The organism is Flexithrix dorotheae DSM 6795 (assembly GCF_000379765.1).
GTDB classification, from domain to species: domain Bacteria; phylum Bacteroidota; class Bacteroidia; order Cytophagales; family Flammeovirgaceae; genus Flexithrix; species Flexithrix dorotheae.
Map to the genome: position 1 here is coordinate 71753 of NZ_KB903442.1, position 15712 is coordinate 87464.

The 15712-nt window shown below is 37.0% G+C and carries 8 protein-coding genes; 1 reads left to right on the plus strand and 7 read right to left on the minus strand.

Annotated features, from left to right (window positions below):
* Positions 1-288: 288 nt before the first annotated feature.
* Complete coding sequence (locus A3EM_RS0115160) at positions 289-4581, minus strand: hybrid sensor histidine kinase/response regulator transcription factor (protein WP_020529074.1); 4293 nt, start codon at positions 4579-4581, stop codon at positions 289-291.
* A gap of 99 nt (positions 4582-4680) precedes the next feature.
* Between A3EM_RS0115160 and A3EM_RS48050 the strand changes: the two genes are divergently transcribed.
* Positions 4681-4830 carry a hypothetical protein gene (locus tag A3EM_RS48050; RefSeq protein ID WP_020529075.1) on the plus strand — a complete coding sequence of 50 codons (150 nt, stop codon included), beginning with the start codon at positions 4681-4683 and terminating at the stop codon, positions 4828-4830.
* 18 nt (positions 4831-4848) lie between these two features.
* On the opposite strand, the gene A3EM_RS0115170 is transcribed toward A3EM_RS48050, so the two are convergent.
* The 6 genes from A3EM_RS0115170 to A3EM_RS0115205 all read right to left on the minus strand — a co-directional run bounded on the left by A3EM_RS0115170 (position 4849) and on the right by A3EM_RS0115205 (position 15703).
* Positions 4849-6333 (minus strand): RagB/SusD family nutrient uptake outer membrane protein, encoded by a 1485-nt coding sequence (locus A3EM_RS0115170; RefSeq protein WP_169513367.1) that lies wholly within the window; start codon positions 6331-6333, stop codon positions 4849-4851.
* A 106-nt stretch (positions 6334-6439) separates the two neighbouring features.
* Positions 6440-10051: a SusC/RagA family TonB-linked outer membrane protein gene (locus A3EM_RS0115175; protein WP_211211975.1), complete on the minus strand. Its 3612-nt coding sequence runs from the start codon at positions 10049-10051 to the stop codon at positions 6440-6442.
* 192 nt (positions 10052-10243) lie between these two features.
* Positions 10244-11248, minus strand: a complete 1005-nt coding sequence (locus A3EM_RS0115185; RefSeq protein WP_020529079.1) for a FecR family protein — start codon at positions 11246-11248, stop codon at positions 10244-10246.
* Positions 11249-11300: 52 nt separating this feature from the next.
* On the minus strand, positions 11301-11915 hold the full coding sequence (locus A3EM_RS45865) for an RNA polymerase sigma factor (protein WP_020529080.1): 615 nt from the start codon (positions 11913-11915) through the stop codon (positions 11301-11303).
* Positions 11916-12150: 235 nt separating this feature from the next.
* Entirely contained in the window at positions 12151-14043 is a 1893-nt protein-coding gene (locus A3EM_RS0115200; protein ID WP_026210315.1) for a right-handed parallel beta-helix repeat-containing protein, read from the minus strand.
* Between the two features lie 109 nt (positions 14044-14152).
* Entirely contained in the window at positions 14153-15703 is a 1551-nt protein-coding gene (locus tag A3EM_RS0115205; protein WP_169513368.1) for a RagB/SusD family nutrient uptake outer membrane protein, read from the minus strand.
* Positions 15704-15712: the final 9 nt, after the last annotated feature.

Below are 15712 nucleotides of genomic sequence, written 5' to 3' on the forward strand. Positions count from 1 at the left end.
ATTTTCAATTATTATCCGGCAAATATTGAGAAATCGAGACAGGAGTAACTCTACTATTTTCTCTCGGTTCTGAACAGGTTTAGCCCGATAAAATAAGACAGGAATTAGAGAAAATGGGTAAGGAGGTAATTTGGGTGGTGGTATTAGTTACCATTCAACCCCATCTCTGGGGTTGTTTCCTTCGTTTTAACTTGACCCCACATTGCATGCGGGGCTATTCATGTTTAATCCCTATGGGATTACCTCAATATTTTCCTCTAATTTCATTAATAACTTCCACCTAATATCTCAACTCACCTCTCTAAACTGCTTTGGGGTTTTGCCGTATTTTTTCTTAAAGCTTTTTACGAAATATTCCAGGGAATTGAAGCCGCAATTTATGGCTATTTCGGAAATATTGTAGGATGATGTTTTGAGTAACACTTTGGCTTTTTTCAGTCTTTCTACTCTTAGAAATTCGTTTAGGGTTTGTCCGGTGATGCTTTTTAACTTTCGGTAAATAACGGGCTTGCTCATGGCCATTAATTCACAAAACTGGTCTGCTCCAAAACCAGAATTTTGGTAATTTTCCTCCACTATTTTTAAGGCCTTTTCCAAAAATGCTTTATCTATTGGTGAACGGGTAAATTCATCTGAATTAATTTCTGTTTCGTTTTGAAATTTATCTTTGGAAGCCTGCTTTAGAGATAATAATTTACTGACTTTCAGGTGCAGAATTTCCACTGAAAAAGGCTTGGTGATATAATCATCGGCTCCGGCATGAAACCCTTTTATCTCAGCTTCTTCGTCATTTTTGGCTGTAAGTAATATAAAAGGAATATGACTGGTATTTTCGTGTTCCCTCAGTTTTTCGCACAATCCATAGCCATTCAACTGAGGCATCATTAAATCGGAAATGATAAAATCGGGAATGGTATCAATGGCTTTTTCGTAGGCTTTCTGTCCATCTTCTGCCAGTATTATCTTAAAATGTTGCTCCAGGTTAGATTTTAGAAACAAACGCATATCACTACTGTCTTCAGCAATTAATAAAGTTGGTTTTTCCTTCCCGGAATCATGATGAAAGCTTTCTTCATCAGTTGTGATTTCCCTGTCTAACACTTCAATATCCTTAATTCTTTGTTCAATTTTGGAGGGAAGTACTTCTACTTCATCACTATGATATTGGGTTTTATCGATGGGTATAAAAAATGAAAACTGTGTACCAAATCCTTCCTCACTTTTTACGATAATTTCCCCTTTATGCACTTCAATCAATTGTTTGGAAAGAGCCAGCCCAATTCCGGTTCCCATTTTCCTTCTTTCCTTATCTTCCACTTTGTGAAAGCGATCAAAAATCTTTTGCTGCTGCTCCTGCGGAATTCCGATTCCGGTATCTTTTACAATAAGTACCGCATTCCGGCCAGGGCAAATATTTGCAAAACCAAAATCCTTTAAACCTTTTTCATCCGCCATATGCAATTCCATTCTAACTTTACCATGTGCTTCTGTAAATTTAAAGGCATTGGAAATCAGATTGTATAAAGCTTTTTCAATCTTGTCTTCATCGAAATAGCCATTTATTACGGGTGCAGTTGATTTAAAATCAAGGGAAATACTGGTCTTTTTTGCCCGGTATTCAAAAGCATTGACAATAGACTGGCAGAATTCTACCAATTCCCCTTCGGTAATTCTCAATTTCATCACACCGGCATCCAGCTCGGAAATGTCCAGCAACTGGTTAATCAAACGCAAAAGTCTTTTTGCATTTCTATAGGCGATAGTGGTTTGGGCTTTTACCTTACTGAGTGGCATTTTTTCATTGTTGAAAACATTGGACAGCGGGCCAATAATTAGGGTAAGTGGCGTACGGAACTCATGGGAAATATTGGTGAAAAAATTAGTCCTGATCTGTATGGCTTCCTGCAATTTTTGGGAAATTCCTTCTATTTTTTCATTCTTTTCCTTCAAAAAATCATTCCTCACTAAAATCTCCTCTCGTTGTTTTTTTAAGATATCATTCGATTTTTTTAATTCGGAAGTTTTAAGGGCTACCTGATTTTCCAATTCCTTTCGCTGCTGAAGCAGGCTAAAAGTTCTCCATTTTATAAAAGCATAAACGATGGTGAAAATGCTAATAATTAACAACCCTCTAAACCACCATGTTCTCCACCAGGGTGGTAAAATTTCAATGGTCAGGTTTTGTTTGGGATTTCCCCATTTTCCATCCGGATTACCTGCCCTTACTATAAACTGATAGGTCCCGGCAGGCAAATTCGCATAAGTAGCTTCACGGTTGGAGGCTCCCGTTGTACGCCAATGCTCATCATAGCCTTCCAGTTTGTATTGGAATTTATTCTGAGAAGGCGTGGCAAAATGTATGGCTGCAAAGGCTATTGAGAAATCATTGTTCAAATGACTGATCTGAATATTTTTGGTGGTGCTAATATTTTCCGTCAGGATTACCTCCCCGTTTATCGTATCCCCAATGGCAATCTTTTCCCCTTTTAAATAAAGATCGGTTAAAATAACTTCCGGTGCATATGGATTATCCTTTATGGCTGATGGTTGGAATACGGTAAGACCATTGAGCCCTCCAAAATAAATATTTCCACTTTCATCCTGAAAATGTGCTCCCCAGTTAAACTGATTGCCCGGCAGGCCATTTTCTTTGGAATAATTCTTAAAACTTTGGTGTTCCCTATCGAAAACTGAAATACCATTGCTTGTACTCATCCATAGCCTACCGTTTTCATCTTCATAAACTGAAAGAATAATGTTGGATGGCAGACCGTCTTCCACCGTCCAATGTTGTACATCATTGGTATTAATATCAAGCCTTACCAGGCCGCAACCATCCATGCCCAGCCAGAAAATGCCATCTTTATCCCGGTAAATAGCTGAAACTACATCACAGGGTAATTTCCTATTTTGTGGATAATACTTAAAGTTCTCATTCTTAGGATTAAAACTAGCAAAACCATTATCTATTCCCAGCCATAGCAATTCATCAATGGACTTTAGATCTAAATAAATATCCCGAATGGTATGGTTTGGAAATCCCTCTGAATTCTTTTCATTTGGTAAATAATAAGTTGTATCTATTTTCTGGCTACCTCTGATTATTTTTAGCAATCCTCCTCCAATACTGGAAATCCAGTAATTCCCTTTTTGATCTACCTCTGCCTCTGCAAGTGCCCAGGAATTTAGCCCAATGTCGTTATGAAAAGCTTTCCATCTTTTTATATTTTGTGTAGCAGGATCGTATAAATTGAGCCAACCCGACCATGAGGAAATCCAGAATTTACCATCAGGTCTTTTTACAATACTACCTACAGCCCCTTTGCCGAGGGTTTGAGGATTATCCGGATCAAAATTAAAAGTGGATACAACTCCGGTGTGTTTATTCACAATATCCAAAACATTATTTCCATTTCCACCATTCCCAATCCAGATTGTATTTTTATCTGCATAAACAGACCGTACATTGGTAATACTCACCGCTTGCTGATTATTTGGTTTTCCTCTATAAGTTTTAAAGGCTTTTTGTTCTAAATCTACTTTTGAAAGTCCATTTGAAGTAGCTATCCATAATACGCCATCTTCAAATTTTTTGGAATAATAAAATTCGTGAATATGCCCTTCCATCAGGCTGTTTTTATCCAAAGGATCATGCCGATAGTTTTTGATAAACTTTTTTGTAGAAAGATCAAAAATCATGACCCCAATTTCACTGGTGCCACACCAGAGCTGATTTTTGTAAAAAAACATGCAATCAATCGCTCCGGCATAGGTATGGTTAACATTGAATTTGGTATACCGATAATGTAAAAACTTTTCTGTTTGATAGTTGAAAAGCACCAGGCCATTGTTGGTGGCAATCCAAAGTTCTTCCGGTGTTAACTGCAAGAATGACCTTACTCCAGCTGAATTGATGGTATCAGAAAGTCCCAGAATTTCCCCATGTTCTTCTTTTAAGCAGGGATACCCCTTTATGGTTTTCTCGATCGGATTAATTTTATAAAGCGTAACCGTATCAGCCGAAATATTTATCCAGATATTTCCTGAAAAATCTTCATATACACTTTTTATTTGTTTCCCGGATGGAAAACCCCTGCAGTTAGTCTCATCAATAATTTCTCTGAGTTCGAAATCTTTGGAATAATGGAGTAATCCCCTGTGCTGAGTGCCAAGCCAGATACAGGAATCTTTGGCTGTGTAACTTGTCCAGTTTTTTCCCAAATCGATGGTTAAGGGTTTTGTGCTTTCCTGTACCGGATCAAAAAGGAGGGCTTCTTTATTATTGTGAAAGAAAATCTGGTTGTTTAAAAAAGTACTGCTATGTTCATTTCCTTTCGGGATAACAGAGGGAAACTTATTGTCCTTTAGATGATAACTTTCAAAGCCATAGCCATCATATCTGGCCAGCCCACCTTCCGTCCAAAACCATATCACACCCAGGTCATCCTGCATGATATCAAGCACCAAGTTATGAGGTAAACCCTCTTCAATGGTAAAATTCTCAAACCTGTGATCCACTTCTTGTGCAAAACAAAAAGTGGAAGAGAATGAGGCAATAAGGAATAAAGTTAGTAAGCGCATTTTTATATTACCCCAAATTAACTGAGTGCATAATTGATCGATAGCCACTACCAAGTATAGGTTTTCATACCAGGTTTGTACCTCTAAATTAACATTTCCATGAATCTAAAGGAACAAAAATCCAGTGAGATACCCAAAGATATTTCAGGGCTTCTGGTAAGTTGGGAGATCACAACCCTTTTCCCTTCCCAAACTCTGTATAAAAAAAATGAAAGCAATAAAAATATTGCTTTCATTTTTGGCGCTTGATAATGACAAATCCAGATTTTAATATCCAGGATTTTGTTTCACATTTGGATTTTTATCCGTTTCCGAAATCGGAATGGGATAGTATAGATTTTTAGGTAAGTTGATACTGAAATTTTCTTTCCTTGAGCTAAAATCGAAAGTACTTAAGTCAATATGACCAGCTTTGTGCCATCTTCTTAAGTCTACCCATCGGTGTCCTTCTTCCCCTGCCAGTTCCAAAAATCTTTCTTCCTGAATCCATGATCTTACTTCACCTTGTGAACCAGTTGGTCGATTTGCCGGAACTCCTGTAGTATCCATATTTCTAGCTCTGGTTCTTACTTCGTTTATCTTTTCAACCGCTCCAGCCTGATTTCCTGTTTCATTTAAAGCTTCAGCCCAAAGCAATAATACATCGGCATATCTCAATATTCTTGGGTTATTTAAAGAGCCTACTCCCGTATTCGCCATCTGATCGAGAGTCCAGTATTTTTGAAACTTCATATCTTCCTTATTCACTGTAAGTACAGTTCTTGGATCTCCATCTTCAAATGTGTTCGCTAATTTTTCTGTTGCCAAAAATGGAGTTCCTGCCCAAAAGCTCCAATGGCTGTTAAAAAATCCCCAATAGGCTGAAAACGAACCTACCGATTCGAAGTCATCATTATCTAACCAGACATTATCATCCCCTGCATTTCCAGATTGATATTCAAATAAAGATTCTTTATTGTTCTCAGTAGCAGCATTAAAGTTATCAGCAAAATTAGCAACAAGTTCTGGTCCATTTATTTTAGAAAAGGCAGTAATAGCTTTGCTATAATCTTCTTGTGAATTATTCCAGCTTCCTCTAATCACCAAAGACTTTCCAAGCATACCGTTTGCTGCATTTTTAGTTACTCTTCCATTATCAGACACTGGCCAGGATTCAGGTAATAAACCAGCAGCTTCTTCAAAATCTGCAATAGCCTGATCCAATAACTGGGTACCTTCACTACTTGGAGGAGTAATACCTTCTTGTGAAGAAATTCTTTCATCTATTAAAGGGGCTGTACCAAAATAATTCCACAAATACATATAAGTATGCCCTCTTAAAAACAGGGCTTCTCCTCTAAGTTGTTCTTTTAAATTTGGAGTAGTGATTACTTTAGTCAACTCCTCATCATCAAGCTTTTGCAATAATGTATTTGCTCTTGAAATTAAAAGATATGAAGATCGGTAATGGTATCCCAACTCTCCTGCTCCAGCTTCAACTGTGGAGAAAACTTCAAATGGATAACCTCCATCTGTAGTCACGTCATCTCCAGGTAATAGATAAAATTGATGTTGAGGATTATTAGCATTATACCAGTAAAAATCACCAAGTTTTGCATAAGTAGCTCCAATGGCCGCAACAAAGTGGAGTTCTTCCTTATAATAATCCTGTTCAGTTTCACTCAAAGGTGTTACATCCAATCTGTTCTGACTACATGATGCATATAGAAAAATTAATGCACTTGTAGCTATCATTGATTTAATGAATTTCATTTTCATTGCTTTAAATGTTTTTTATTAAATAAAATATCTTGAATCCAGGTGGTTTCCCTTAACCTCCATAAGGTCGATGGAGTTAAGGGAAAAACAAGCTTCTAATTTAAAATGTAGCATTCACCCCTAATGATAATATTCTTGGGATAGGTACTTTATCATTCTCAGGATCAAGACCAGACCAATTGGTTACAGTCCATAAGTTTTGCCCAGATACATAAACCCTCAATCTTTCAATCCAACCCGTTTTTGATAAAAGAGTTGGAGGAACTGAATAACCCAGTGTTACATCCCTTAATCTCATAAATCCAGCTTGCTCCACAAATCTGTCTGAATATCGGTTATTACCTGAAGGATCTCCAGCCACCGCTCTTGGAAGAGAATTCGCTTTATCATTAGGATCATAAGCATGAGGATTTTCAGGGGTCCATCTGTTTCTTATGTTTACCCACTGATTAATACCTCTGTTGCCCATATCTACACCCTGTCTTAAAGCGTCATTGTATTTATCCAATCCACCAATTCCCTGAAAGAAAATTGATAAATCAAACCCTTTCCAACTAGCACCAATATTTGCTCCATAATAATGAGTTGGGATGGTGTTTCCGATATAAGTTCTGTCATTGGAATTAACAATACTATCTGGTGTTGAACTAAAGAAAGGCTCATCTTCTGTAGGTGCACCGTGTACATCCTGAAACCAGACATCTCCTGGACTTACTGATGTTTTATCTGCATTTTGATCTTCATAGACTTCCTGATAAGCTTTCACTTCATCTTCCGTCTGGAAAATTCCTCCTGTTTTGTATCCCCATAAATGATACATTGGCTGACCAACTGCTACTCTGCCTCCATTTCCAAAAAATGGCTGATCTCTCCACACCTCCAATACTTCATTATTTACTGTGGTAAAATTACCTCCAATAGAATAACTGAAATCACCAATATTATCTGACCAACCTACCTGGAATTCCCATCCCCGATTTCTAACCTTAGCAAGGTTAAGAATTGGGGCTGTTTTTACGCCTACAGAAGGTGAAAGTTCAACTTCTTGTAAAATATCAGAAGTTTGTCGCTCAAACCATTCTACCGTAAAAGTAAGCTTGTTGTTAAGCGCAATTCCATCAAAACCAACATTGGTAGTGGTCGTTGTTTCCCAACTTAATTCGGTGGTAGGAAAATCTGGTAAAAACGAACCATTTCTGGTTGTTCCTTCAGCATTTCCGGCAATTGAACCAAATGAATATTGAGGATAAGTATTTACGGATGATAAATAAGCAAATGCCCTGGTTTCCTGATTTCCTAACTGACCCCAGCCAGCTCTCATTTTCAAATCATTCAAAAATGAAGCTTGACTCATGAATTCTTCAGAAGTAATCCTCCATGCGGCTGCCACCGATGGAAAGGTACCCCATCTGTAATCGGGAGCAAATTTATAACTTCCATCTCTTCTGACAGTTACATCAAGATAGTATTTACTATTATAGTTGTAACTTGCCCTACCCATGTAGCCTTGTAATGCCCCATTAGAAAAAATAGTTGAACCCCCATTGGCATAAGCTGTTTGTTCAGGAACAAATCTTCTATCTGGATTATCAATAATGATCTGGTCTGAACCAACAGCCGCCACATCCATTCCATATCGCTGGTCCATGAAAGACAATACCACATCTATGTTATGATTCCCAAAGAATTTGTTATAATTAAGGGTAATTTCTCCCAAGAGATTAAAATTTCGAGAATGTCTTTCCCCATAACTTCCTTTTGTAGTTCCTGATCTGTCCCCGGCATCCCAGAAATTGGAAGAGGTAATTCTATACCAGTCTCTGTCAATGCTGATCCACTGATTCCTTTTTTGGTAATACCAGTCTACCGAGTAGCTCCCTTTTAATTTGAATCCATCTAAAAATTTAACGGCTGCATAAACAGAACCTATCCCCCTTAAATATTCGAATTTATCATCTCTCAACCGGGAGTCACTCATGGCAAAAACATTTCCTTCAGTTTCAGGACCATATTTTAGCGTTACATCCTGATTATAAATAGGTGTTTTATCAAGCTGACCTTCTCCCCCAAAATTTGGATGATTGGGATTGGGTGAAATAGTTGTATCAATAGATGTAGCATAACCATAAGCATTTACACCATCAGGAATATTTCCTGCATAATAATCATCTTCCGCTCTGATTGGCTGCCAGGCTGGTGCGCCTACAGCATTGGATAAATCAGGAGATTGATTTTTTGATTCCAGATAAGAAATTTTCAGGGTAGTTCCTGCTTCAAAATGTTTTCCTGCCTTTGCATTTACATTGGTTGAGAAGGAATATCTTTCCATAAAATTATTGATGAGGGGTCCTTCCTGATAAGAATAACCTCCGCCAATATAGTAATCCACGTTTTCTGTACCACCATATATTTTTACACTATAATCTCTTAAAGCCGCATTTTTATTCAACATAGGGTCCTGCCAGTCAATACTAGGTTTATCGCCCAGATAAGCATCATAAAGTCCTCTTGTTAGTGTATCAGATGGATTAAATACAGCCGGCATGGTAGAAAGCAAATTAGGATTATTTCTATATGCTTCCTGGTATAATGCGGTGTATTCAGGTACACCTAATAAATCATAGGTTTTTGGAATATTTTTTATCCCAGTTTTATAATTAAAATCAATCTTGGCACTCCCTTCTCTTCCTTTTTTGGTTGTAATTAAAATTACACCATTTGCTGCTCTTACGCCATAAATTGCCGCTGCAGAAGCATCTTTTAATACGGAAATAGATTCAATATCAGAAGGGTTAATCAGGGTTAAAATATTTACCGGGCCTCTCAAATCTCTGGCTCTTGCTCCTTCATCTCCCTGTCCTTCAAAACCACTACCAAACTCCCAAACAGGTACTCCGTCAATTACGTATAAAGGCTCTCTATTATTGAATGTACCAATTCCCCTTATCTGAATATCAGGTCTGTCTTGTGGGTTACCACTAGGGGTAGTTACTAATACACCAGCCATTCTTCCCTGCATTGCCAGTTCGGGTGTCATGGAGTTACTTTTCTCAATATCCTTAGAACCCATACTACCAACTGCTCCTGTTAAGTCTTTCTTTTCTCTGGTACCATAACCAATTACCACCACTTCTTCCAATTGGGCTAAATCAGCCTCAAGCGCAACATTTAATACGGATTGTGATCCCAACTGAACTTCCTGTGTCACATATCCAATATAACTATATTGTAAAGTGGCTCCTTCCGTAGCCTGGATGGTATAATTCCCATCAATGTCGGTTGTTGTTCCAACAGAAGTTCCTTTAATTAAAATACTTACACCAGGCAAAGGTTCTCCATCCTCTGCTCCAGTAACTGTACCTGTAATTTTAACCTGATTAATTATTTCTTCAATGATTTCAGGTGCATGAATGAGTGTTGCTTTCTTCACACTAATCTGATTGTTTACCCTTTTAAAATTCAAATCAGAATTATTGGAAAAATATTGAAGGACCTCATCCAATGACTTATTCCGGAAACTTACGTTATACTTTTCTTTTGATTTTTTTATGCTTTGATTATAAGTAAACAAGAATTGAGTTTTGGACTCAATCTCCTGAAACACTTCTTCAATAGAGCTATCCTCAAAGGCAATAGTCAGGTAGATATCCCTAATACTCCTTTGTGCTTTAATTTCGCTTGCCAGTAACATGCTGCAAAATATAGTTTGCATGCAGATACCAATAAAAGTCCACTTCGACATTTTTATTATTTGTCGTAAAATTTTCAATTTCATATATTTACATAAGTTTGTGGTGAAAAATATTTCATCATTGATTTTAATAGCCTGGTTGCTTATCCATTCGCCAAAATTGAAAGCAATCAGGTTTTTTTATTTTATTGAAGTGATTTTAATCATAGGCATTTAGTAAATTGTAACAACATCTCCATTAATTTCATATTTAAAATTCGCTGAATAACTAATTGATTCGAGTACAGTTTTGAGTGAGGCATTATCATAGCTGGCTGTAATTTTCTCCAGCATTTTTATATCTTTTCCCAAAACAATTTTTACCCCATACCAATTTTCGATATCTGAGAATAGTTCTTTTAGATTTGTATTATTAAAAATCAAAATTCCATCTTTCCAGGCAATGGCATTTTTATTAAAACTCACCCTTTCTAAAAGCTCCTTCTCCAGGTCCAGTTCTGCAGCTTCGTTTTCAGCAAGTAAAAGTTTTTTACCCTTACTTTTCACTTCTACCAGGCCTTCGGCTACAGCAACTTGTACTTTGTTATTTTTCGGGTAGGCATTCACATTAAACGAGGTACCTTTTACCGTTGTCTGCAAATCTCCAGATTCAATAATAAATGGTCTGGTAGAATCCTTCACCACATCAAAATAAGCTTCACCTTCCAGGTAAACTCTCCGCTCATCCGGTTTAAATTGATTGGGAACTTTAAGTTTACTATTCACATTCAACTTCACCATGGTACCGTCAGGCAGTTTTAAAGTAGAGCGAATTCCCTTTTTATTTTCTTTTAGTGTGAATAATTCCTGGTTAATTTGCTCCGGCTGTACTTTACTAAAGTCGAGGTGAAACAGGTAAGCTCCGGCCAGTAAAACCAATACCGCGGCAATTCGATAAAAATAGAAAGCGACATTTCTGGTCAATAAATTCACCTTATTACCAGAGGTTTTGGAAGACTTGAAATTCTGTTTTTCAGTAACTCTTTTCTTTAATTTATCCCAGGAGCTATCCTCCAGTTGCTGTAAATTAGAATTATCCTCTCTCCAATACTGCGTAAGAAAGGAATATTCTCTTCGATTATCCTCCACTGATAACCATTTGTCCAATTTCTCTCTTTCCTCCGGGGAAATTGGTATGCCATTAAGGTCGGCAAAAATGATTTCGTCTATACTCTCCATTTTTCATTAGTTTATAATAGGAAGAGTAAAAATTGAGAAAAGAGGGTACCCTCTATCCGAAAAAAAATGAAAAAAATATGAAAAGAGATTTGATGGATATTATTTTAGAAGGTTCTTTTGCCTTATGCTGATCTTCATTAAAATGATCGGTAATACAAGCTCTAATACGTTCCATGGCCTTTACAAGCTGTTTTTTTACTGCACTTTTAGAGATGTCAAGTATTTCTGCCACCTCATGGTATTTCAAGCCATCTTCCTTCAAATGTTTAAAAATAATTTTACATTTAGGTGGAAGGTTTTCTACCACTTCATCCAATTTTTTCCGGAGTTCGTTATACCGTAATTCATTTTCCGGGTTAAAATTTTCGATGGCAAAATCTTTGGAAAACTCCTTTCCTTCAATGTGAAATAGCTCAACATTTTTTTCTATGTACCTGAGGCACTGATTTTTGGATGCCTTATAAAGATATGTTTTGATATCCTTTACTTCCTCAAAATCTGTTTTATAATTCCATAAATTGAAAAATACATCCGACACCACATCTTTGGCAATCTCCTCCGATTTCACATATTTTTTAGAGAAAAGAACAAGTGGTTTAAAAAACTCACGGAACAAATCTTCGAATTTTTTTATTCGTTCATTTTCATATTTGGAATTTACCTTCATAACATCAAGGGTAAAAGATCAGTGGAAAAAATCTAATCTTCAATTGTTAATTAAGTTGGGGTGTATAATCCAAATGTACAAAAAAAAATTAAAATACCATGTTATATGGTTAGACCTGCTTATAAACCAATCCAAATTTTTTTTCTTCTGAGCTGGATAGCAGGAGGAACCTATCAGGATTTTGATTTTTCCAGATTAAATACAATTTGAATTGTATGCGATTTTATTATAAGGTTCAATGCTTTTCAAAAAAACCAATGTCAGGTGCATTTCCCAAATATTTAATTCCTACATCCTCACCCGCATCAATTAGAGGGCTTTTCCTTGAAACTGGTTGGTAGTAGGTATCCCATTTTTCACCAATTAGTCGAAGCAGTGGATCACCAGAATAATTATTAAGGGTATCTATTTCTCCGGAAAAATACCAATTTAAATCTTCAATTTGGTATTTGTAATTGTGGTGGAAATAGATACTCCCCGTACTGGCTGAAACTTCTGCTGTTTCTGAAAGAATAAACAAATTATTTTTTATAAAGATATCCTTGATTCTCTCCCCTTGTATGTTTACGCCAATATGGTGATTATAAAATACATTATTGTAGATTTTGATATCATTGAAATCCCATTTTTGACTATTATCAATATAAATGGCCGGACCACCTGCCCAATTTTGCTTTTGTGTATTATTTCGGATAATGTTATTTCTAATGAGGATATCTTCTCTTCCCATATTCCAGACTGCAATTCCAAAACCCTTGTCTTCAATAAAACAATTACTTATTTCCACATGGGGCGTTCCCACTTCTATACCTTCTTTTCCACTTTCCCCATCCAAGTCAATTATTTTTACCTCGTGTAATTTAAAATTTAATTGTTCCTCTTTTTCAGCGAAAATTTCTGCATGATTTACCAGAGAAAGCCAGGTATTAGCCTCAATATTATACAATTCATTTCCAGGGCCGAGGTTCCAAAGTTCAATTCCAATATCCTCCCCCCATAACTGGTCGGATTCACTAAGTTCGGTAGAGATATTGTGAAAGATACAGTTTTTAAAATAACCATCATAAATAAACTTCAGTCCATACCCCTCATTGTCTTTAATATCAATATTGTAAATTTCTGCGCCATCAAGTTGGGCAATGTTCAAATTACCTACCGACTCATTTTCAAGGTCTTTCCCGGCATTTTCAAAAACACAGTCATGGATTTTTATACCTTTCAGGTAATATTCCGGTTCTTTAAACCAGTGTTTATCTCCTGCTGCAACCACCGCTCCACGCATGGCAATATCCTTAAAGCTTACATGGTGCAGGGTAACATTATGCCTGTTTTCCACCCATAATCCGGCTTTGAGCTGTTTTTGATCGCCATCAATAGTAAAGTTGGCCAGCACCTGATTTCCTTCCCTTGGAGGTAAAACATCACTATTTTTCTTTCTGAAGAATTCGCGGTTGGGGGAAACCAGTTGAATTAATGCGCCATCATACCAAAGTTTAAAGTCTGGATGATTGACATCAATATCCGGGTTCATGCTCACTCCGGAAGATTTTAAAATGACCAAATCCTGCCCCTCACCAATTACGCTTACTCCTTCCGGAATTTCAGCTGGTTCGGTTTCAATGTATTCACCGGCTTTTAAAAAAATGGTATCTCCCTCATTTTGGGGAATCATTTTGGCCGCATACCCCAATGTTTTAAAAGGTTGATTCATAGTACCTCCATCAGGGTTATCAATACCCTGAGGAGATACAAAATATTTTGAAATTTGTGGCGAAGGAGATGGAGGAGCTATTTCAGTCCGAAATGAAAATACAGGACTGAGTTCCATCTTTTCTTCGTTTTCATTTTTTGCTATTGCTCTTACTTGCCAATAATAATTTGTACCATTTTCAAGCAAGGCCTGAGTTTCGTATGTTATACCAGTTATTTCCTGAATATCAATAATTGGCTCAATCAGATTTTCATGTTTGGAGACTACTAAATCATAGTACGTAGCATTTTCGGCTGGAGCCCATTTAAAGATCGGTTGGTATTCAATATCGACACTATTAAGTGCCGGGTAAACCAGGACAAAACTTCCTATTTTTGGCAAAACTCTATCCTCTTGATCGCAACTGGTGCTTACCATTATAAATAGTAAAAAAATGAAAACTCTCATGTAAATCAGTTGGTTGGTCGGAATGGGTAAGGAAAATTGACAGGGAGAAAAGGTTTCCTCCCTATCCGTATTTCAATCATCAGTTTAGATTTTCATTGTAGATTTTTTCATCTACCGGAATAGCCCAGATGAAGGCATCACTGGTATATGGCTCACTTCCTGCCCCTCTGTCCCCATTGGGAATATCCATTTTTAGTGCTCTCAGATATTCCACCCGATCAGCCTCATTGAACATTTCAATTAACCTTTCATTATGAATCATTTCTGCGGTTAGGTTTCCAGCAGAAATTTCCTCATATGGTCCGGCAACAGATTCATCCCAAGCCCTTTTTCTTACCATATTAAAATCCTGTGCAGCTCCGGCTAAATCTCCTTTATTAAATCGGAGAATAGAACGGGTAAGGTAAATTTCAGCCAGCCTGATTAATGGCACATTGGTATTAAATAGGCCTGGTCCTCTGTAAAATTTAAACGGCCAGATCGTTGTCTCATTCTGAATTTCTCCTCTAGAGTCAAACTGTTGTCCGGGTTTGGCCAAACTTTTTGGATACCTTACCGCCATCAACTGGGTAAATCTTTTATCTCTCCAAGCCGTCTGATTGATAGTTGTGTCATTTTTAGGATTATCCATCCAGTTCAATGCTCTTATAGCAGTAATCGACATTCTGGTTTCACTCCAGTTACACATTGTGTTATTTTCATAAGTATGGTTCAGCACACTTAGGTGATGTGGTGTAGAAAGCGTATTATCATAAAAAGGAAGGTAAAAAATCACTTCTCTTCCCCTATCCAAACCACTTTTATTAAAAGCTTCAATCGGATCTTCGGATAAATCATAAACACCCTTATTTTCATCGATTATGATATTGGCTGCCTGAAGAGCTTCTGTGTATTCTCCTCTTAAAAATTGGGTTTTCATTATCATTGAGATAGCCGCAAATTTATTGGCTCTTACTATATAACTTGGGTGGTGCAATCCATCAATATACTGTTCAGGAAGTAATTCTGCGGCTTTTTTAAAATCTTCAAGAATAAAAGTGAATATTTCCTCAGTGGTACCAATTTTTGGATTACGTGCTTCTTCCAGAGAACTTGGATATTCCGTCCGCAATGGGATATCAGGATTATTATTCCCTCCTCCTGGCTGATAGGCATGACCAAAAGTGGTTTGCAGATAATAATAAGCCATACCTCGCATAAAATAAATTTCACCTAAAATCCTGTTAAAATCATTTGCAATATCTTCAGGACTAGCATCTGGGTAGGGATTTCCATCATGATCCTCTACAAAAGAAAGGGCATCATTAGCTGCGCCAATTGTACGATAAAGCAAATTGAAATTCCTTTTCGACCATTGATTATGTTCTGAAGTATTTCTCCAATATCCCCAACTAGCATCCTTCACCCAAGCCACATCATCTCCGGCACTGGTTTTAAAAAGGGAATAATTCACATAAGGAATATTCCAATTATCTCCTCCATAAACGCTGGCATATAAGGCAATAGGTACCCTTTCGAATTCTTCAACGGTTGTCCATTGATTTTGGGGAGGTCGTTCAAGGTCAAAATAGTCCTGACAACCAAAAAGAGATAGTATTATTAATAGCAATAACGAATTAAAATTCTTCATTTCCATTTA

Coding starts and splice junctions, on each gene's coding strand:
- A3EM_RS0115160 (WP_020529074.1), bottom strand. CDS start 4,581: ATGCGCTTACTAACTTTATTCCTTATTGCCTCATTCTCTTCCACTTTT.
- A3EM_RS48050 (WP_020529075.1), top strand. CDS start 4,681: ATGAATCTAAAGGAACAAAAATCCAGTGAGATACCCAAAGATATTTCA.
- A3EM_RS0115170 (WP_169513367.1), bottom strand. CDS start 6,333: ATGAAATTCATTAAATCAATGATAGCTACAAGTGCATTAATTTTTCTA.
- A3EM_RS0115175 (WP_211211975.1), bottom strand. CDS start 10,051: ATGCAAACTATATTTTGCAGCATGTTACTGGCAAGCGAAATTAAAGCA.
- A3EM_RS0115185 (WP_020529079.1), bottom strand. CDS start 11,248: ATGGAGAGTATAGACGAAATCATTTTTGCCGACCTTAATGGCATACCA.
- A3EM_RS45865 (WP_020529080.1), bottom strand. CDS start 11,915: ATGAAGGTAAATTCCAAATATGAAAATGAACGAATAAAAAAATTCGAA.
- A3EM_RS0115200 (WP_026210315.1), bottom strand. CDS start 14,043: ATGGTAAGCACCAGTTGCGATCAAGAGGATAGAGTTTTGCCAAAAATA.
- A3EM_RS0115205 (WP_169513368.1), bottom strand. CDS start 15,703: ATGAAGAATTTTAATTCGTTATTGCTATTAATAATACTATCTCTTTTT.